Raw genomic sequence first — 18119 nt, 5'->3', positions numbered from 1 at the left:
GGCCACCGTCTCTCGCCCCTCCTCCTGCACCTCGGCCGTCGCGCGCGTCCCCCGGTCTCCGTACCTCGCTCCTTCACCCGTACCTCGCTCCTTCACCCGTACCTCGGCCACCTCACCCGTACTTCGTCCCCGGAGCCCGTACCCCCACCCCTTCACCCGTGCCCCGGCCCCGACCCGCGCCTCGGGCCCCTTGCCGGTCTCTGGACGATGCGCCTCGGCGTCGGGTGTCAGTGCCGCCTGACAAGATCGCCGGCATGACGCCCTTGCTTCTCTCCGACATCGAACGAGCCGTCCGCGACAGCTGGAGCGCCGAGACGTGCACGCCCGAGTTCCGGTCCCGCTGGACCGAGGACAATCCGGCCCGCGACCAGTGCGGGGTGACCGCGATGGTGGTCAACGACCTGCTGGGCGGCGAACTGCTCCGCGGTGAGGTGCACGTCGACGGCGCGCGCGTGGACTATCACTGGTGGAACCGCCTCGGGGAGGGCGTCGAGGTCGACCTCACCCGCGAGCAGTTCGGCCCCGAGGAGACCGTCACCGCCGGCACGGTGATCCCGCGCCCGCCGTTCGCGGAGTGGCGCAGGCTCCACGACGAGTACACGCTCCTGCGCGAGCGGGTACTCCGGCGGCTCGGCGTGGCCGCCGAAGCCGACGGGGCGCGCGGCCCCGGGATGTCCGGCGGCAGCACGGCATGACGTCCACCGGGGGCGTGGTCGGGGGGCTGCGTGCGGCGATGGCCGAACTGGCCACGCCGGCGCGCGTGTACGTGGCGGCCGGCCGGTTCACCGAGTCGGAGCCCGATCTGCCGGAGCTGGCCGGGCGGATCGGTCTCCTGCTGGCCGAAATGGCGGCGGACGAGGCGTGGCGGCGCTTCGCCCCCGGGTACGTGCCGCCGCCCGTCCCGGAACTCTGCGCCGCGCTGGAACCGTTGGAGACGCGCGAGGCCGCTCCCTTCCTGGTCCGGCTCGCGACCGTCGACCTGTACTGGCCGAGCCACCGGCACCTGTCCGCCGAGGTCGCCGCGCGCGCTGCGGAACGGGCGGTCTCTCTCCTCGGCCCGGACGGCAGTTGGTGGACCAACCACGACGAGGCGTGCGGCGCCGTGAACGGCGTCTCCCCGTTCCTCGACAGCGTCGTCGCCGGGACCGACGGCGAGCACTTCGTCGTGGCCCTTCAGGTCGCTCCCGACTGAGGGGTGCGGGGGCGGTGTCCGAGGAGGGTTCGGCTGCGGCGGTCACCTCCCGACCGAGACCGACACCGACACCGACACCGAGATCGGGACCGAGACTGAGGCGGAGATCGGGACCGGGACCGAGGCAGCGGTCGATCCGGATCGAAGGCGCCGCCAGTGGTCAACCGGACCCGGACCTGGCCTCACACCCACCCCCGGCCCCACCCCACACCCAGACCCGCCGGCAGCCCCGTGACCGGCTCAGCCGCCGGACGTGTCGCCCTCCCCCAGGAGGACGGCGAGCCCGTCGAGGAGGCGCTGGAGGCCGAACTCGAAGAGCCCGTCGAGGTCCAGGTCGTATCCGGACTTCGCGAGGCGGGCGAGGCCGGGGTAGCGGCCGCCGTCCAGGGTCGACTGGAAGGCGGACTCCTGGGTGTCCATCCACTCCTCGCTGTCGAGGCCGCTCTGCGCCTCCGCCTCCCGCTCCGTCTCCAGGTTCTGGGCGAGGCCGCGGATGTAGTTGAGCAGCGTCAGGTGTGCGGTGAAGGCCGTCTGGTCGTCGAGTCCGCGGGCGTGCAGGGCCTCCAGGACCCATTCGCTGTACGCCAGCGCCGAGGTGATGAGCTGCGGCCGGGTGAGGGACAGGGCCGGTGCCAGCCAGGGGTGGATCCGGAACAGGCCCCAGAGCTGTCGGGCCGCCACCTCCAGGGCCTCCCGCCAGCCCGGCGGCGGTTCGGTGGGGAGGGGGCGCTCGGCGATGGCGGCGTCCATCATCCGCACCAGCAGGTCGTCCTTGTCGGTGACGTGCCGGTACAGCGACATGGTTGCCACGCCGAGCTCGGCCGCGACCCGGCGCATGGAGACCGCCGCCAGCCCCTCCGCGTCGGCGACGAGGACGGCGGCGCGCACGATCCGCGCGAGCGTGAGCCCCGTCTGGCCACCGGCCGTCGCGTCGGACGGTGCGCCCGGGCGGGCGGGGGCGGCGGAGCGGGCGGGGCGCGCCGCGCGGCCGACGGGGGAGGCGGGGGCATGGGCAGGGGAATGCGCTGGGGTGGATGCGGGCGTCGCCGCGGCCTGGTTCGTCGGCACGGCCGTGACGACCGTCCCGACGCCCGGGACGGCGTGGACGACGCCCTCGCGGCGGAGCTCGGTCAGCACCTTGGTGGCCGTCGCCATGGCTACGCCCCACTGTCGGGTGATCTCCCGGGTGGAGGGCACCCGGTCGCCCGGTGCCAGTTCCCCCGCCTCGATCCGTCGCCGCAGCTCGCCGACGATCTGGCTGTAGCGCGGTACCGCTGATCCGCCGCCCACCGATACTCCTCCGCACTAGTGCACCTGGATGCGGTCCATCCTAGCCCTCAGCGGCCGGGGGTCCCGTGTGTCACCCCGCGTCAGTCCTGGTGCACTAGTGCGTAGCAGTGTAATCGCCCTTCATTCCCGGTGGATTGGCGCTTGCGCACTAGTCTGCGTACGGCGTACATTCGCTGCATGACGAAGAACGAGATCCTCATCAGCGGCGCCGGCATCGCGGGAACGGCGCTGGCGTACTGGCTACGCAAGGCGGGCTTCGCGGTCACGGTCGTGGAGCGGGCGCCCGAGCCCCGGCCGGGCGGGCAGACGGTGGACCTGCGGGGCGCCGGACGGACCGTCATCGAGCGGATGGGCCTGATGGACCGGGCCAAGGCGATCACCGTCGACCAGCGGGGCCTGGCCCTCGTCGACGGGAAGGGCAAGGTCACCGCGCGGGTGCCCGCCGACAGCTTCGGCGGCGAAGGGATCGTCTCCGAGATCGAGATCCTCCGCGGCGACCTCGCGCACCTGCTCCACGAGGCGACGCTGCCGGACACCGAGTACCTCTTCGACGACACCATCACGGGCATCGACCAGGACACGGACCCGGACGCCGTCACCGTCACCTTCGAGAAGGCGGCCCCGCGCCGCTTCTCCCTCGTCGTCGGGGCCGACGGCACGCACTCCGTCGTCCGCGCGCTCGCCTTCGGTCCGGAAGAGGAGTTCGCCCGACCCCTCGACCTCTACACGGCGTGGTTCACCGCCCACGACGACCTGGACCTCGACAGCTGGTACCTGATGCACAACGCGCCCGGCGGCCTCGTCGCCTCCGCGCGCCCCGGCCGGCTGCCCGGCGAGATCAAGGCCGGCTTCAGCTTCCGCTCCCCGCCGCTCGCCTACGACCGCCGGGACGTCGAGGCCCAGAAGGAGATCGTGGCCCGGCGCTTCGCCGGGGTCGGCTGGGAGACCCCGCGCCTGCTGCGGGCGATGCGCACCGCCCCCGACTTCTTCCTCGACTCCATGGCACAGGTGCGACTCGACAGTTGGTCGCGCGGCCGGGTGGCGCTGCTCGGCGACGCCGGCTACTGCGCCACTCCGCTCACCGGCCTCGGCACCAGCCTCGCCCTGGTCGGCGCGTACGTCCTCGCCGGTGAGCTGGCGGCCGCGGAGGGCGTCCATGACGCCGCCTTCCGCCGCTACGACACGGTGATGCGCCCGTACGTGACCCAGGCCCAGGAGCTCCCGCCCGGCGGCGCGGCCGGCTTCGCCCCCACGGGCCGCCTCGGCATCCGGATGCGCGACCTGTCGATGCGCTCGATGACCCGCTGGCCGATGCGGTCGCTCATGGCCGCGCAGTTCGCGAAGGCCGGCGACATCGCCCTGCCGGAGTACGCCCTCGGCGCGCCGCGCCCGGTCGGCGCCCGAGGTGCGGGGCGCTGACCGGGCGGGACGGGGGCCGGTGCGTGCGGGACGGTCAGTGCATCAGCAGCAGACGGGTCTGGGGCGCCAGCTTCCGGTTGACGCTGGTGCTCTGCACGAAGATGGTGAAGTCGGCGTTGTGGTCGGGCTTGACGCGCACCTCCTCGTCGGGGAGGCCCAGCAGGGCCCGGGCCTCCGGTCCCGTGAACACGCGGTCGGTCTTCCGCTCCAGCACCGCGATCCGCTTCCGCGCCTGGATCTTCTCGGACTTGCTCAGCTGGTAGTAGGCGCAGCCGGTCTTGTACGTGTGACCGGACTCGGTGACCCACTCGCGGATCGCCGCGTCACGCGCCACCGGGATCAGCTGGTACGCGGACGCGTCGACCGGGGTGAGGCCGGCCGCCTCGATGGTCTCCTTGTTGACCGCCTCCGCGCCCACGGAGAACACCGCGCGCGAACCCCGGATACCCTTGGTGCGGCCCACCATGAACTTCTCCGTGGCCTGCTGGATGACCTGCCCGGCCTCCTCCAGGCCCCGGGTGCTGGTGGCGTCCCAGATGGCGACGTTGTCCTTCGGGAAGCCGCACTTCATGGCCTCGCGCTTGCCCATCTGGTCCGGCACGAGCACGGCCAGCGTCCAGTTGTCGGCCTGCCGCTCGATCATCTCGGCCACGGCCGACACCAGGACGCGCGGCGTCCGGCTGGGCGAGTCGGGGCTGCGGTGGCTGGCGTTCTCCTGCCCGTCGGTCAGCACGAACGTCAGGAAGCTGTGGTCGCCGTACAGCTGCGCGGTCTGCGCCAGCTCCCGCTGCGACTTCAGCGCGGCCGCGAGCAGCGCCGTCATGCCCCCGACCCGGTACATCTCCTTCAGGGACGGCATCCGGAGCACGTCCTTGTCGTAGATGACGCACTTCACGTCGTCCGCGAACACGTACACCGTGACCCGGGTCTCCTGGTCCAGCTCCCGCGACCGGCGCGCGAGGTACGCGATCTGCTGATCGGCCACCTCGACGACCTTGCCCCGCAGGTGCGACATGGACGAACTGGCGTCCAGCACGAGTGCGACGTGATTGATGTAGTTCTGGTTTCCGGACATGGCCAACTCCCCGTCTCTGCCGACTTGATATCCCTACTGTTTCACCCGGCACTGACAATCGGCCCGAGCCCGGGAACGCCCCCGCCGCCCTGGCCGAGCGGCCCGCGAACCCCACCGGCCGATCGCCCGGAAGCCTCGTCGGCGCGGTACATTGAACACGTTCAAGTCCGTCGGTTCCTGGGGGCGACCATGACAACCACACGTGTCACCACGCGCGAGTACGTCCACCCGTGGCAGTTCGCGCTCGCCGTCTGCGCGGTGGTCGTGCCCCTGCCGCCGGTCGTCATCGAGCGGGGCGGTTCCTTCGTCCTGCCCTTCGTGGCCGCGACCACCGCGCTCCTCGTCGTCCCGCTGCTCCTCCACGCCCGCCCCGACATCTTCCCCGGGGTCGCCGCAGCCCTCGCGGCGCTGCTCCTGCCGTGGTCGGTCTTCGCCTCCTTGGTCGGGATGTTCGTCTTCTTCCCCTCCGTGCCGCTGCTGGTCCTCGCGGCGGCGGCGGACCCGCGCCGGCGCCCGAGGGCCGCCCGCCTCATGGCGGCGACCGGCCTCGTGCTGACCGCCTCGGTGATGTCGTCCTGGTGGAGCCCCGCGTACTACGGGTAGGAGCGGCCCCGTCACGGGAGCGGCCGTGGCGGGGCCCTCGGCGGCTCAGCGAGGGGGCGCGGCCTCGGTGGAGAAGGCCGCCTGGAAGGCCAGCCGGCGCCCCGCGTCCGCCCCGAGACGGGCCAGGACGTCGTCGACGGCGAGGAACTCCTCCCAGGGTTCGCGGCCGGTCGCCTCGGCGAGGGCCCGGACGAGCCGGTCCTCCAGGTCGGTGACGCGCTTGTCCTTCCACACCTTGTCGGCGGTGCTGACGAGCAGGTCCTCGACGGTGGCGGCCGGGTCGTCCCAGGAGGCGTGGGTGGCCGCGAACCGGGCCCGCGCGGCCGCGACCCCGTGCCGGAGCAACAGCTCCCGCCCGGCGGCCTCGTGCGCGGAGCCGCCGCCCACGAGTTCTCCCGGGTGCAGCACCTTCCCCACGTCGTGGGTGGCCGCGCCGAAGAGCACGGCGTCCCGGTCGAACACCAGGTCCGGACAACGCCCCCGCACCCACTCGACCAGCTCGACCGCGACGTCGTGAACCGCCCGCAGATGCGCGGCCAGCCGCGGCGGCGCCCCCAACTCCCGCAACAGCGCCGCCACCTCGGGCGGCAGCGCCCGCAACGGCGGGTCGCTCGGACCGTCCAGGGCGCGCGACAGCGGATCCAGAGGCGAGGTCATCCGGCGACCCTACCCAGCGCCGGAACGAGGGCCACCCCCGTTCCGGGCCGCTCCCGCCCCCGCTGATGCCCCCGTTCCGGGCCGCTCCCGCCCCCGCTGATGCCGCCGTTCCGGCCCGCTCCCGCCCCCCGTCGATGCCGCCGCTCGGGCCGGAGCCCCCGTACGCGGTGGCCCGGGCGCGGAGGTGCTCCGGCCGCCCCGGGCCGACAGGTTCCACCGGGCGCGGCCGGACGTGCGAGAGCCCAGGCCGTCGCTACCCCGCCCTCTCGGCGCTCCCGAAGGCACGCGCGATCCAGCGGTCCAGGCGCGCGCCGAAGCCCGTGGCCGACGTGATGTCCGAGGCGGGGAGGGCTCCCCCGCCGTCGGCTCCGTCGAGGAAGTCCACGTCGGCCCAGCCGCCTCGGAACAGCACCACGGACAACACCGCGTCCCCCGCACCGGACACGACGATCCCCACCGAGTCGGGGTCGAGTGCCCGGGCCCGGTCGGTCTCCAGCGGCTGCGGCCACGGCGCCTCCGCGTCCCGCCACGTCAACCGCCCCACGTCGAGCCCGGCCGCCTGCCACCCGCCGCGCCGCCCGGCCAGAACGGCAGCGGCCTCGTCGAGGTCGATCACTCTCTCCATCCCCGGATCCTCGCCGGAGGGGACGCGGCCGCGCACCCGAATAGTGGGCTGCGCAGCGCACCCTCCAGCCCCCTCACCCGCGCTCCAGCTCCCGTGCCAGCCACGTACGGGCCTCCCGGCCGCTGCGCAGCCGGACGACGTGGACGCCGAGCGCGGCCGTTCCGGCGATCTGACGGGCGTAACGGGGGCGGTTGTGGCGGTGTTTGCGGATCGCGGTGCGCAGCAGCGACCGGCGTCCGAAGAAGGCCCTGTTCCAGGTGAGGCGGCGTGCTTGCGCGCTGGTCTCCCGGCCCGTGAGCTGGCACAGGCTCCGGGACACGATCCTGCGCACGACCAGGGGGAGCGGGAGGTCGAGCCAGACCAGCACGTCGGCCCGGTGCCAGACGACGTCGGCGAGCTTCGAGTAGTTCCCCTCGACCACCCACGCGTCCTCCCGCGTGACGCGCTCCGCCGCGGCGCGGAACGCGTCGAGGGGCAGCGGCTCGGCGCCGGCGAACAGGATGTCGTCCAGGTCGGTGTGCGGGAGCCCGAGGGAGGACGACAGCGCCCGCGCCATCGTGGACTTCCCGCTCGCCGGTGGCCCGAACAGCGCTACCTTCCGCACCCCTGATCCCTTCCTCGACACGTGCGTTCCCCGCACACCATGATCCCGCTTCCCCTTCCCGAGCCCCGTCAAGCGGTCGGGGGCCGGGAGGGCGGGTCGAGCCGGTCGGGGTCCTCCGCCCGTTCCGGCGGCTCGGGGCCGTCCCACAGTCCGGTGCTGTGGGACGCCACGAGGGCGCCGATCCGGGTGAGCAGGTCGTCCGCCGGGAGGGCCGCCGGCCGCCGGCCGTCCCGGAGGCGGACGGACACCAGGCCGGCGGCGGCCTCCCTGGCGCCGATGACGGCCTGGTACGGGACGAGGCGGGCCGCGCGGACGCGGGCGGCGAGGGTGCCGCGGTCGGGGCCGGCCACGTCGGCGCGCAGGCCCAGGGAGACGCACCGGTGCGCGAGGGCGGTGGCGTGGGGGAGTTCGGCGTCGGAGACCGGGAGGATCGCCAGCTGGGTGGGGGCCAGCCAGGCGGGGAAGGCGCCGCCGTGCCGCTCGACGAGGTGGGCCACGGCCCGCTCGACGCTGCCGACGATGCTGCGGTGGACCATGACCGGGCGGTGCCGGGCCCCGTCCGCGCCGACGTAGCGCAGGTCGAAGCGTTCGGGCTGGTGGAAGTCGACCTGGACGGTGGAGAGGGTGGACTCCCGGCCGGCGGCGTCGGTGACCTGGACGTCGATCTTCGGGCCGTAGAACGCCGCCTCCCCCTCCTCCGCCTCGTACGGCAGCCCCGAGGCGTCGAGCGCCTCGGTCAGCAGGGCGGTGGACCGCCGCCACAGGTCGGGCGCGTCCACGTACTTGCCGCCGGGTCCGGGCAGCGAGAGCCGGTACCGACCGGGGACGATGCCCAGTGCCTCGTACGCGCTCCGGATCATGCCCAGCGCCGCCCGGGCCTCCTCGGCGACCTGCTCCAGGGCGCAGAAGACGTGGGCGTCGTTGAGCTGGATGGCCCGCACCCGGGTCAGCCCGCCCAGGACCCCCGACGGTTCGGAGCGGTACATGCCGCCGAGCTCGGCCATCCGCAGGGGCAGCTCGCGGTGGCTGCGGGAGCGGGACCGGAAGATCAGCGCGTGGTGCGGGCACAGGCTCGGCCGCAGCACCACCTGCTCCCCGCCGAGGTCCATGGGCGGGAACATGTCGTCGCTGTAGTGCGCCCAGTGGCCCGAGATCTCGTACAGCTCCCGTTTGCCCAGCACGGGCGAGTACACGTGCTGGTACCCGGCCCGCCGCTCGGCCTCCCGGACGTACTCCTCCAGGGCGTGCCGTACGGCGGCGCCGTCGGGCAGCCAGTACGGGAGTCCCGCGCCGATCAGCGGGTCGGTGTCGAACAGGCCGAGCTCGCGGCCGAGTCTGCGGTGGTCGTGCACGGTGGTCTCCTCGCGGTCGAGGGGCGGGCGACCACGGCACGAAGCCCCGGGGCACTCGCCCCGGGGCTTCGGACTGAGACAACGGTCAGCGCGCCGGGACACTCTCCGGCGTCGTCGTCTCAGCGGCATGCTTCATGCGGGAGACGGTAGCGGGACGACGGGACGCCCGCATCCGCGTTTTCGGTCCTACGCGCCGCCCTCGACGGGGAACTCGCCGTCCTCCGGGAACTCGCCCTCGGGGAACTCCTCGTCGCCCGGCATCATGGCGCCGGAGAAGGCGCCCATCAGATCCTCCGGCTTCAGCTCGGTGGCTCCGGCGGGGGCGGTCGGCTTGGTGCCGCCGCTCAGCTTGAGCCCGAGGCCGAACTTCTTCACCTTCGCGTTCTCGGTCAGCTTGGCGAGGTCGACGTACACCTCGGTCAGCTCGCCGTTCTTGAGCGTGAAGTCGGCCGTGACCTTGGTGTCCGGGGCGTCCTTCAGGTCCGCCCCCGTCGGCAGCTCCACGCCGGGCGGGAGCTCCTTGGCGAGCGGACGGATCTCCCCGAGGAGGTCCGTGATCAGCGTGCGGAACGGCGCGGTCGCCGAGATGTGCTCGGTGCCGTCCTCGCCGCCGGCGGTCGTGAACTCGACGTCACGGGCGACGACCTCGCGCAGGGCCGCCAGCAGCTTCTTCTGCGTCTTGGGGTCCAGCGACGGCTCGGGCGACGCCTTGGCGTCGGCGTCCTCGCCCAGCTGCTCCTGGCCGGCCTTCTCCAGCTCCTTGTAGTCGAACTTGACCCACTCGCCCTCCAGCACCTTCTTGAAGGCGCCGGCCTCCTCGGGAAGCTCGTCGGCGGGCGGCATGGGGCTGCCCATGGCCTCGCCGAGCTTCTCGACGTCGGCCCGGACGTAGGCGTAGTCGCCGATGAGGCGGTACTCGAGCAGGTCGCCGTCGGGGGTGCTGAACTTCATCGCCATCCCGACGAAGTCGTCCTCCTCGGACTCGTGGATCGGCTTCTTCGACTCCATCGTGACGCTGATCTTGGCGCCGCTGATCAGCTCGGCGGCCTCGTCCGGGATCTCCTCGCCGGGCTCCGGGTCCGTCCCGGCGTCCAGCTCCTTGAGCGTCTGGGCGTCGACGTCGAGGTCCAGCTCGAAGGAGAGCGAGGTCTCCTTGCCGAGCTTCTCGAAGGCCTGGTCCAGCTTCTTCCCGGCGGACAGCTGCTCGACCGTCCCGCAGGCGGCCGAACCCGCCAGGACGGCGCCGACGACGGCGGTGGCGGTGAGGGTCTTGCGTATGGCGCTGATGATGGTCTCCTCGAGGGTCCGATCACGACGTGATCACCAACGGAGACTCACAGCCCACCCATAGGGTTGTACGGCCGGAGCGATCTTCACGTCACTTCGACGACCGCGGCCCGAAGCGCCGCTTCCGGTCACGCCCCCGACGCCTTCCCGTCCTTCGCCGGCCACCTTCCCCCACCGCCCCGAGCCCGGGCGGCGTCGCTCAGCGGGCCGAAGGCACCGCGTCCCGCACGCCGAACCACTGCTCGGCCCCGTACTCCTCGAAGCGTTCCAGCTCCGTGAAGCCCAGCTTCGCGGCCAGGCGCACGGCGCGGTCGTTGTCGGTCCGGGTGGTGAGCACCACGGGCTCGCCGGGCAGCGTCGCGGCGAACCAGTCGAGGGCCGCCGCGCACGCCTCGGCGGCGTACCCGTGCCCCCAGGCGTGGGGCAGGAAGAGGTAGCCGAGCTCGGCCTCCCCGCCCTCCGGACGGACGTGTCCGGGGCGGTCCGCGCCCCGCCGGTCGAGCGTGATGATGCCGATCATCGCCCCGTCGCGCTCGACCACGAAGAGGCCGGGGCGCCGCCCGGGCACCTCGGGCATCGCGCGGTCGAGCTCGTCGCGTGGTCGCGCGCCCCCCACGTACGTCCCCACCTCCGGCGAGGCGAACAGCTCGACGAACGCCGACCGGTCCGGGGTCCCGGACTCGCGCAGCACGAGCCGTTCGGTCCGTATCGGGGCGGGCGGCCAGGAGTCAGGTCCGAGTTCAGTCATGACGCGCAACCTACCCCAGGGCCCGCCGGAACGAGCCGAGTTCACACCCGCCGAACGACACCGGGGCCCGCCGCGCGACGCACGGGCCGCCTCCCGGCCCGGCAAGATCCACCATCCGCCCGTGGACGCGGCGGCGGCCGCACTACAGTCGGCGGCGTGGACCCACTGAGACCAGGCCAGGACCCCGCGCGCATAGGCGACCACATCCTGCTCGGCCGGCTCGGTGCGGGCGGCATGGGCCAGGTGTACCTGGCGCGCACACCGGACGGCGGGACGGTCGCGCTCAAGGTGATCCGGGAGGAGATCACCGAACACCCGGAGGTGCTGGCCCGCTTCCGCCGGGAGGTCGCGACGGTCCGCACCGTCCGCGGCCCGCACACGGCCCGGCTGGTCGACGCGTCGCTGGACGAGGCCCCCTACTGGCTCGCCACCGAGTACGTCCCCGGACCGACGCTCCGTCAGGCGATCGCCGCACAGGGGCCCTTGGGTGCGGAAGCGGGCCGCACGCTCTTCGCCCAGCTCGCGCGGGCGCTGGAGAGCGTCCACGCCTACGGCGTCACCCACCGGGACCTGAAACCGCAGAACGTCATCCTGGCCGCCGAAGGCCCCCGGCTCATCGACTTCGGGATCGCGCGCGGCCCGGACGACACGGCCCTGACCCGCACCGGCGCCGTACCGGGAACCCCGGGCTTCACCGCGCCCGAGGTCCTCCTGCGCAACGAGACGTCCCCGGCCGCCGACGTCTTCGCGCTCGGCGCGACCATGGCGTACGCGACGACCGGCCGGCCCCCCTTCGGCGACGGCCCCGCCGAAGCCGTCTCGTACCGCGCGGTGCACGAGGACATCGACCTGCCGGACGGCACGGACGGCTCCGACGACCTGCGGGCACTGATCCGCGCCTGCGTGGCCAAGGACCCCGGGGAACGGCCCGGCACGGCGGAGGTGATCGCGCGCTGCGCCGCGCCCGCCGACGAGGCCCTGCCGCCCACGGCCCTGCCGCCCACGCGCCTCGACCCCGCCCCGCCCGCGGCCGGGACCGTCGCCCCGGCCCGCGTCCGGCGCTCCGGCTGGGGCACGGTGGCCCTGGTCCTGCTGCTGACGGGCGCCGCGGGCACGGCGGCGTGGCAGCAGGGCTGGGGAAGCGCCGCCCCCGACACCGGTGCGAGCGGAGCCCGGGGCGGGCCGGTCACACCGGACCCGACCCGGCCGGACACGGAGAAGCCGGACACGGAGCAGTCGGCCCCCTCCCCCCGGCCCGTCGAGGCCGTGTCCGCCTCGGACGTCCGCTGGTCGCTCTCGAAGGACCCGAAGCAGGCGAGACTCGGGGCCGGCGCGTGCGACCGCCCCCCGGAGGCGGGCCCGTCCGGCAGCACGTCCTCGACCTCGGTCACGTACGCCTCGGGCGCGGCGTCGATCGACGTGAGCTTCGCGTTCCAGGGCGACCACCGCTACCGCCTCGTGGTCGGGGTGAAACCCCCCGGAACCCGGGGCTTCGGCCACACCTCCCGGCCGGTCCGCCTCGGCACCGCCGAGAAGTCCCTCACCTACCCCCGGGACTTCCCCGGCGCCCCGCCCGTGACCGCGAGGACCGGCGACTGGACGGTGGTCGTCTACGACGCCGAGAACGACGACAGGACCCGCTGGAAGCGCTTCGGCTGCACCGGCTTCCGCGCGGTGAAGTGACCGGGAGGCGGCGGGCGCGCCTCAGGCGCGGGTGAAGCCGGCCTCCTGGGCGAGGCGGTGCCACCGGGGCTCTCCGCCGGTCAGCGGCCAGCACCAGGTGGGCTGTTGCCCGGTGTTGAGGTCGCGCAGGCGGCGGGACAGTTCGGGACCGGCCTCGGCGGTGCCGTCGGGGACGGTGGGGCCGTGGAGGGCACGCAGCCCGGCGAAGCGGGCCAGCTCGTGCTCGTAGGCGGTCACGGCGTCCCGGGTGCGGGCGGCCAGGTCGTCGGCCGGCAGGGCGCGGTGCAGTTCCAGGAGCGGGGGCTCGACGGACTCGGCGATCGCCGCGGCGAGGCGGGCGTGCCCGTCCAGGATCAGGTGGCAGTCCAGGCCGCTGACCCACCAGAGCAGGACCGGCGGCAGAACGCCGTCGCGTGCCTGCTTGCGGTACGCCTTGACCCGGCCGTCCCCCGCGTCCGGCATCGGGCGCAGGGGCAGCACCTCCCACCCGCTGTTGTGGTGGAACCAGTCGACGAGGCCGTCCGGATGTCCCTCGACGAGCATCGTGTCCCAGTGCTCGGCCTGCGAGGTCCGCGGGTGCCGCCAGCTCAGGAGGCGGGGCGCGGGCCTCAGCAGCCAGCGGCCGTCGTGCAGGGGGCCCTCCGGGGTGCCGGCCAGGAGACCCGCGAAGCGGTGCGCCCACCGCTCGGGGCTGCCGGCCAGGGCCCGGGCCTCGTCGGCGCGCGGGGGCGGGACGAAGGAGCGGTACGCGTCGGTCCGCCGGAAGTCCACGTCCTGGAGGTACGCGTCGACGACGGCGAACAGCACCGGCCGGGAGCCCTGGGCGAGCAGCAGCCGCCGCCCCGCGCCGAAGACGCACAGCCCCGGCCGCGGGCGGTCGCCCACCTCCAGGGCCAGGCCCTGCCACGTACCGTCGTCCCCGGTGAGGTCACTGCGCCGCATCCGGCCAGCGTAGACGCGCCCTGGGGCCGCGGCCGGTGGCGGGTGGCTCCGCCCGCGTTTCCGGGCGTCGCGGCCGGCCCCGTGGCTGCGGGGCCGGCCGCGGGGGCCTCAGGCCGCGTTCGGGCCGACGTCGGTCGTCGTCAGGGGACGGCGGACCGGTGCCAGGGTCGAGTACTCGTCGGCGCCGACGTCGCGGGCGGTGCCGCGCGCGTGGCCGTCGGCGTCCTCGGGGACGGACAGCGAGGTGAGGGTGGCGGCGTCGACGGCCGGGCTGCCGGCGGTGAGCCGGCTGATCCCGTCGGCGTCCTTCCGGAGCAGCGGGTCGACGCGGCGGAAGCCGCCGGCCGGGATCGTGCCGTTGGCGGCGGTGCCCCACAGGATGTTGCCCTGCCAGGTGAAGCCGCTGGTCGTGCCGAGGTTGACGAGCGTGCCGCCGGAGGCCACGAGGATGTTGTCCGCGACGACGACGTCGCGCGGCTCGTGGGTCCGGCTCTCGCCCGAGAGCGTCGCCGCGTTGCCGACGAGCGTGTTGTGCGCGATGACGGCCCGGTCGCAGGCGTCGTTGCCGCGCCGCTCCTCGGTGGTCTCGCCCTCGTGGTGGTCGCGAGTGGTGCCGCTGCCGATGACGATGCCCCGGGAGGTCGTACCGGCGATGTGGTTGTTCACCACGAGGTGGTCGTTGCCGTACAGGCGCACGCCGTTCTCGCCGCCCAGGATGTGGTTGCCCGCGACGGTGGTGACGTTGCCGTGCCGCAGGACGATGCCGCCCTTGCTGTCGCGGAGCGTGTTGTAGCGGATGGTGTTGCCGGAGGACTTGACCGAGATCGCCTCGGGGTCGCCGTCGCACCGCTCGAAGAGGTTGTACTCCACGAGGGCGTCGGCGACGGACAGGGCGCGGTGGCTGACGCCCAGGCGGATCGCCTCGCCGCCGTTGGCGCCGGTGTAGGAGTGGTCGGCGAAGTAGTTGCGGAAGACGTGGGTGCGCTGGGCCATGGCGGTGGTCCCCGGCCCGTCGATGACGAGGAAGATGCCCTGCGACGTCCGGTGGTGGAAGTAGTTCCGGTCGACCTTCACGTCGTCGCCGCGGACGGTCACCCAGTCGAGCCCGGCGCTGTCGGCGAGCTTGAAGTCGTTGCGCGTCAGCCGGATGCGGGAGCAGTCCGCCGGGACGGCCAGCGTGGTCGTCTGCCGGAAGGCGAAGCCGCTGAGCGTGATGTTGCTCGACGCCGACAGCACGAAACCGGCGCTTCCGTTGAGCACGGCACCGCCACGGCCGGCGGACACGATGGTGATGGGCGCGTCCGTGGTCCCGTGCTTCCCCGTGATCCGGATGCCGGCCGAGGGGACGGTGTAGGCGCCGTCGGCGAGCACGATCCGGTCCCCGGGCCCGGCCGCGTCGATCGCCCCCTGCAACGCGGCGATGCTGCCGACGTTCACGGTCCCGGCCGCCGCGGCCGTTCCCTGCGCCAGCCCTGACAGGGGCACGGCCGCCGCGGCCGAGCCCATCAGCGTCCCCTTGAGAAACGTACGTCGTCGCATGATGCCTCCTGGTGTGGTCCCCTCCAGCTTCGACGCCGCCCCTGCCGTCTCGCTGACGCCCCGCTAACGCGCGCCCCCGTCAGCACCTGCGGTGCCACCACGCCGACTCCGGGTCCGAGGCGGGCTCGTGGTGCGTCCGTCGGAGCAGTACGTCGTCCAGGCGCTCGACCCGCACCCGCAGTTCGGCGGCGGCCCTCGGCGGCAGTCGCGCCAGGGCCTCCTGGAGCCGGTCGCGGGCCCAGCCCCCGCCGCAGCACGGGCAGGTGAACTCGGCCTCCCACGGGCGCCACCGGCGCACCGTGCCGTGGACGCGAACCGACCAGACGCTCAGCGCGACGCACACCACGCCCGGTGTCATCCGGTCCCGCTCCAGCACGCGGACGGCCGCGTTCGCCGCCCCCGACAGACCGGGCACATCGCGATAGCGCAGCCAGGGGCCGCGCCCGGCACGGCCACGCGGCCGGAGCGAAGAGGGAGTTCTACGCGGCACGGGCCCTTCGCACATCGATCACGGCGGCATCCTCGCACACCGCGGACCGGCCCCGGACCGGCCGCCGGTGAGTCCCGGGGCCGGCCCCGGTCCGGTCCGCTTCGGCCCGGACGAGGCCCGGGGCCTAGGGTGCTGCCGTATGAAGATCGAATCTCTGCTTGAGGATCTGGACGGCGCCGATCCGGCGCGGGCCGAGGCCGCCGCCGCGTGGCTCACGGCTGAAGGCGGGTCCGTGGTGACGGAGTTGCTGGCGGAGGTCGCCGCCGTACGGGGATCGGCCGGGCTGAAGCCGTACACGCGGGCCCTCGGGCTGATCGGACCGCCCGCCTTCGACGCGCTGGTGGAGGCCGGGCGGCGCGAGGAGGTGGCGGGCTGGCTGCTGGGGCGGTTGCTCACGGCGTTCGACGAGCGCTGCGCCGACCGGTACGCGGCCCTGGCGTCCGACCCCGACTACAGCACGTCGGGCAACGGCTTCTCCGGCCTCCTGCGCCTGACGACGGAGTCGGAGGCCGGCCTGCGGGCCCTCGTGGAGTGCTACGCGCGCGGCCGGGTCGCCCCGTACAAGGCGGACGACTACGCCCGCCGGACGCACGCCTCCTTCCGGCCCCGGCTGCGCGCCCTGCGCCGCGACCCGGCGGAGTCGCCGCGGACCCGGCGGGGTGCGATGGCCGCCCTCGTCGCGGGGGGCGGCGCCGACGCGCTCGACGAGCGGGACCGCGCCGCGATCGAGCGGCTGATCCGGGTGAAGATCCCGCACGAGACGCCGGCCGCCCCCTCGAACGAGCTCAGCGGCTGGTGGATGGCCGTGCCGGCGACGTCGTACGAGGGGCTCTTCACGGCCCTGGACCTCCACGACCCCCGCCCCGTGACGTGCGCCGCGGGCGAGGCGGCGGTCGAGGGGCGCGAGCTCCAGGTGCCCGACGGCGGGGAGACCGGCGGGACGCGGTCCGTGGGGCGGGTCTTCATCACCCCGGAACTGGACGGCTGGCGCCTGGTCTTCGGCCCCTTCGACCTCCTCGTCGGCGACTTCTGGGACGGCATGGTCGAGACGGTCGAACGCGTCAGCGCGCACTGCGGTCAGGCCCAGTTCTTCTTCCTGGACGACGCGGGCGGCTCCGACGTGTGGCTCGTCGCCGAGGACGGCCGGGTGATTCGCCAGTTCGCCGCCGAGAGCGAGCCCGAGTGGGAGGGCGACCCGCTGCCCTGGGAGACCCTCGCGGTCGACGACCCCGACTTCGACCCCGAGTACGACGACGCCCCGCCCAACGCGGGTACGGCCGGAGCCCGTTCCGCCTGCGCCCACCTCTCCGTCGACCCGAACGCGGTCGGGCCCGGCACCGAGGCGCGCGGCCACGGCTGGCTGGCCCTGACCGCGCCGGGCGTCGGCCACGGGGCGTTCCCGGGGCGACTGCCCCTCTGACCCCCGCGTCCCCGGCACGTCAGTGCCGGTCGCTCAGGTCCGTCTCGTGGGCCTGCTCGCGGACGTCCGCCTCCGGGTGGCGGCGCAGCGCGATCAGCGCGGTCCGGCAGGCGTCCGGCCAGCCCTGCCGGAGCCCGAGGGCGTTGGCGAGGGCGACGGCGAGCAGGCCGGGGACGAGGCCGCCGTCCTCGCCGAGGGTCCGCGCGACGGCGAGGGCGGCGGTCGGGTCGCCGAGGGGCGCGCCGTAGCGGTGGGCCTCGTCCAGGTCCTCGGCGGCCAGGACCGCGAGCACCGGACGGCCCTCGATCACGGCGGACAACTCGGCCACGGCAGCATCCAGTTCCGCCTCCGGCGCCGTCAGGTCGACAGCGCGGGCGAGGAGGCCGACGCGGGCACCCGTGACCAGCGGTTCGTCCGCCAGCTGCCGGGCCAGGCGCGCGCAGGTCCGGTGGTCCAGGCGCCGCGTGTCGAGGAGGGACCGCAGGCGGCGCAGGGCCGGCAGGTCTCCGCCGCGCCCGCCGCCCTCCGGTTCCCCGGCCGCGACGAGCGCCAGGAGCCGCGCCACGACCTCGTGCAGCAGGCTGCCGGGCTCCGCGCCCCCGAGGGGGTGCGGCAGCTCCGACCCGGCCAGTTCGGTCAGGCCGCTGCTCACCTGCCACACGTTCCCCGGCCTGGTGAGGTCCGTGTAGGCGTCCACGAGGGCGGTGCCCGCCGCGGGCGCGTACCGCGCCCAGAGGGCGAGTTCGGACAGGGCGCGGTACGCCGTCTCCTCCTGGGCGACGAACGGCAGCCGGGCCACCAGCTCCCCGAACCGACCCCGGTGCGCCGCCGCCAGATCCGCCGGCCGCACGTCCAGGAGGGCGACGCGGGCGGGTTCGGGACCCTCGGCCACCGTCGACTCCAGCAGCGTCCACAGCTCCTCGGTGAGCGGCAGGACCGCGGCCAGGCCGACGACGGCGGCGCGCACGTCGGGGTGGACGCCCGGCGTCCGGCCCACGGCGGTCAGGAGCGCGGTGGCGTCCGCCGGGGGCAGATGGCGGGCGGCGAGCCGCGCGGCGGCCTTCCGTACGGAGACCTTCACCCCGCTCGGGCGGGTCAGGACGTCCTGGAGCAGGGCCGCGACCCGGGTGGGCCGCGCGTGGGCGGCGGCCTCGGCCGCGGCCGACCCGGCCGCCGCGGCCCGGTCGTCGCCC

The 18119-nt window shown here is 74.5% G+C and carries 18 protein-coding genes and 1 pseudogene; 7 read left to right on the top strand and 12 right to left on the bottom strand.

The window, feature by feature from the left end:
- The first annotated feature begins 254 nt into the window (after nucleotides 1-254).
- A complete protein-coding gene (locus tag IE321_RS09225) occupies nucleotides 255-695 on the top strand; it encodes a YunG family protein (protein ID WP_190222436.1) in 441 nt (146 codons plus the stop codon).
- Nucleotides 692-1192: a hypothetical protein gene (locus IE321_RS09220; protein ID WP_190222435.1), complete on the top strand. Its 501-nt coding sequence runs from the start codon at nucleotides 692-694 to the stop codon at nucleotides 1190-1192. Before IE321_RS09225 ends, IE321_RS09220 begins: the two co-directional genes overlap by 4 nt.
- A gap of 240 nt (nucleotides 1193-1432) precedes the next feature.
- Here the strand turns inward: IE321_RS09220 and IE321_RS09215 are convergent, their stop codons facing one another.
- Complete coding sequence (locus IE321_RS09215; protein WP_190222434.1) at nucleotides 1433-2482, bottom strand: TetR/AcrR family transcriptional regulator C-terminal domain-containing protein; 1050 nt, start codon at nucleotides 2480-2482, stop codon at nucleotides 1433-1435.
- A 177-nt stretch (nucleotides 2483-2659) separates the two neighbouring features.
- On the opposite strand from IE321_RS09215, the gene IE321_RS09210 reads away from it, so the two are divergent.
- Nucleotides 2660-3901 (top strand): FAD-dependent monooxygenase, encoded by a 1242-nt coding sequence (locus tag IE321_RS09210; protein WP_190222433.1) that lies wholly within the window; start codon nucleotides 2660-2662, stop codon nucleotides 3899-3901.
- 34 nt (nucleotides 3902-3935) lie between these two features.
- Here the strand turns inward: IE321_RS09210 and IE321_RS09205 are convergent, their stop codons facing one another.
- Nucleotides 3936-4976: a vWA domain-containing protein gene (locus tag IE321_RS09205; RefSeq protein WP_190222432.1), complete on the bottom strand. Its 1041-nt coding sequence runs from the start codon at nucleotides 4974-4976 to the stop codon at nucleotides 3936-3938.
- 189 nt (nucleotides 4977-5165) lie between these two features.
- Between IE321_RS09205 and IE321_RS09200 the strand changes: the two genes are divergently transcribed.
- A complete protein-coding gene (locus IE321_RS09200) occupies nucleotides 5166-5579 on the top strand; it encodes a hypothetical protein (RefSeq protein WP_043228544.1) in 414 nt (137 codons plus the stop codon).
- A gap of 45 nt (nucleotides 5580-5624) precedes the next feature.
- Here IE321_RS09200 and IE321_RS09195 read toward each other — a convergent pair whose 3' ends face one another.
- The 5 genes from IE321_RS09195 to IE321_RS09175 all read right to left on the bottom strand — a co-directional run bounded on the left by IE321_RS09195 (nucleotide 5625) and on the right by IE321_RS09175 (nucleotide 9825).
- On the bottom strand, nucleotides 5625-6236 hold the full coding sequence (locus tag IE321_RS09195; protein WP_190222431.1) for an HD domain-containing protein: 612 nt from the start codon (nucleotides 6234-6236) through the stop codon (nucleotides 5625-5627).
- A 253-nt stretch (nucleotides 6237-6489) separates the two neighbouring features.
- Complete coding sequence (locus tag IE321_RS09190; RefSeq protein ID WP_226652944.1) at nucleotides 6490-6861, bottom strand: hypothetical protein; 372 nt, start codon at nucleotides 6859-6861, stop codon at nucleotides 6490-6492.
- A gap of 73 nt (nucleotides 6862-6934) precedes the next feature.
- Entirely contained in the window at nucleotides 6935-7465 is a 531-nt protein-coding gene (locus IE321_RS09185) for a P-loop NTPase family protein (RefSeq protein WP_190222430.1), read from the bottom strand.
- Nucleotides 7466-7533: 68 nt separating this feature from the next.
- Nucleotides 7534-8817: a threonine--tRNA ligase gene (gene thrS, locus IE321_RS09180; protein WP_190222429.1), complete on the bottom strand. Its 1284-nt coding sequence runs from the start codon at nucleotides 8815-8817 to the stop codon at nucleotides 7534-7536.
- A 186-nt stretch (nucleotides 8818-9003) separates the two neighbouring features.
- Nucleotides 9004-9825 (bottom strand): hypothetical protein, encoded by an 822-nt coding sequence (locus tag IE321_RS09175; protein WP_308076844.1) that lies wholly within the window; start codon nucleotides 9823-9825, stop codon nucleotides 9004-9006.
- Here IE321_RS09175 and IE321_RS43015 point away from each other — a divergent pair.
- On the top strand, nucleotides 9802-10137 hold the full coding sequence (locus tag IE321_RS43015) for a hypothetical protein (protein WP_308076843.1): 336 nt from the start codon (nucleotides 9802-9804) through the stop codon (nucleotides 10135-10137). The two genes, IE321_RS09175 and IE321_RS43015, sit on opposite strands and share 24 nt — an antisense overlap.
- A 166-nt stretch (nucleotides 10138-10303) precedes the next feature.
- On the opposite strand, the gene IE321_RS09170 is transcribed toward IE321_RS43015, so the two are convergent.
- Nucleotides 10304-10852, bottom strand: a complete 549-nt coding sequence (locus tag IE321_RS09170; protein WP_190222428.1) for a GNAT family N-acetyltransferase — start codon at nucleotides 10850-10852, stop codon at nucleotides 10304-10306.
- Nucleotides 10853-11008: 156 nt separating this feature from the next.
- Here IE321_RS09170 and IE321_RS09165 point away from each other — a divergent pair, with 156 nt between their 5' ends.
- A complete protein-coding gene (locus tag IE321_RS09165) occupies nucleotides 11009-12535 on the top strand; it encodes a serine/threonine-protein kinase (protein ID WP_190222427.1) in 1527 nt (508 codons plus the stop codon).
- Between the two features lie 21 nt (nucleotides 12536-12556).
- On the opposite strand, the gene IE321_RS09160 is transcribed toward IE321_RS09165, so the two are convergent.
- The 3 genes from IE321_RS09160 to IE321_RS09150 form a co-directional block, all read right to left on the bottom strand.
- Nucleotides 12557-13477, bottom strand: coding sequence for a hypothetical protein (locus IE321_RS09160; protein WP_190222426.1), 921 nt, complete (start codon nucleotides 13475-13477; stop codon nucleotides 12557-12559).
- A 108-nt stretch (nucleotides 13478-13585) separates the two neighbouring features.
- Nucleotides 13586-15016 (bottom strand): polysaccharide lyase 6 family protein, encoded by a 1431-nt coding sequence (locus tag IE321_RS09155; RefSeq protein WP_190222425.1) that lies wholly within the window; start codon nucleotides 15014-15016, stop codon nucleotides 13586-13588.
- A 79-nt stretch (nucleotides 15017-15095) separates the two neighbouring features.
- On the bottom strand, nucleotides 15096-15431 hold the full coding sequence (locus IE321_RS09150; protein ID WP_190222424.1) for a hypothetical protein: 336 nt from the start codon (nucleotides 15429-15431) through the stop codon (nucleotides 15096-15098).
- Between the two features lie 214 nt (nucleotides 15432-15645).
- On the opposite strand from IE321_RS09150, the gene IE321_RS09145 reads away from it, so the two are divergent.
- Complete coding sequence (locus IE321_RS09145) at nucleotides 15646-16926, top strand: hypothetical protein (protein WP_190222423.1); 1281 nt, start codon at nucleotides 15646-15648, stop codon at nucleotides 16924-16926.
- Nucleotides 16927-16945: 19 nt separating this feature from the next.
- Here the strand turns inward: IE321_RS09145 and IE321_RS09140 are convergent.
- A pseudogene (locus tag IE321_RS09140) lies at nucleotides 16946-18119 on the bottom strand (hypothetical protein); the annotation flags it as partial.

This window comes from Streptomyces hydrogenans (assembly GCF_014656075.1).
GTDB classification, from domain to species: domain Bacteria; phylum Actinomycetota; class Actinomycetes; order Streptomycetales; family Streptomycetaceae; genus Streptomyces; species Streptomyces hydrogenans.
Note: the sequence above shows the minus strand (reverse complement) of the source record. Positions and strands in the feature narration are given on the sequence as shown.

Bases quoted from the DNA above. Each gene is read 5' to 3' on its own strand.
- IE321_RS09225 (WP_190222436.1), top strand. From the start codon at position 255: ATGACGCCCTTGCTTCTCTCCGACATCGAACGAGCCGTCCGCGACAGC.
- IE321_RS09220 (WP_190222435.1), top strand. From the start codon at position 692: ATGACGTCCACCGGGGGCGTGGTCGGGGGGCTGCGTGCGGCGATGGCC.
- IE321_RS09210 (WP_190222433.1), top strand. From the start codon at position 2,660: ATGACGAAGAACGAGATCCTCATCAGCGGCGCCGGCATCGCGGGAACG.
- IE321_RS09205 (WP_190222432.1), bottom strand. From the start codon at position 4,976: ATGTCCGGAAACCAGAACTACATCAATCACGTCGCACTCGTGCTGGAC.
- IE321_RS09200 (WP_043228544.1), top strand. From the start codon at position 5,166: ATGACAACCACACGTGTCACCACGCGCGAGTACGTCCACCCGTGGCAG.
- IE321_RS09195 (WP_190222431.1), bottom strand. From the start codon at position 6,236: ATGACCTCGCCTCTGGATCCGCTGTCGCGCGCCCTGGACGGTCCGAGC.
- IE321_RS09190 (WP_226652944.1), bottom strand. From the start codon at position 6,861: ATGGAGAGAGTGATCGACCTCGACGAGGCCGCTGCCGTTCTGGCCGGG.
- IE321_RS09175 (WP_308076844.1), bottom strand. From the start codon at position 9,825: ATGGAGTCGAAGAAGCCGATCCACGAGTCCGAGGAGGACGACTTCGTC.
- IE321_RS09170 (WP_190222428.1), bottom strand. From the start codon at position 10,852: ATGACTGAACTCGGACCTGACTCCTGGCCGCCCGCCCCGATACGGACC.
- IE321_RS09160 (WP_190222426.1), bottom strand. From the start codon at position 13,477: ATGCGGCGCAGTGACCTCACCGGGGACGACGGTACGTGGCAGGGCCTG.
- IE321_RS09155 (WP_190222425.1), bottom strand. From the start codon at position 15,016: ATGCGACGACGTACGTTTCTCAAGGGGACGCTGATGGGCTCGGCCGCG.
- IE321_RS09145 (WP_190222423.1), top strand. From the start codon at position 15,646: ATGAAGATCGAATCTCTGCTTGAGGATCTGGACGGCGCCGATCCGGCG.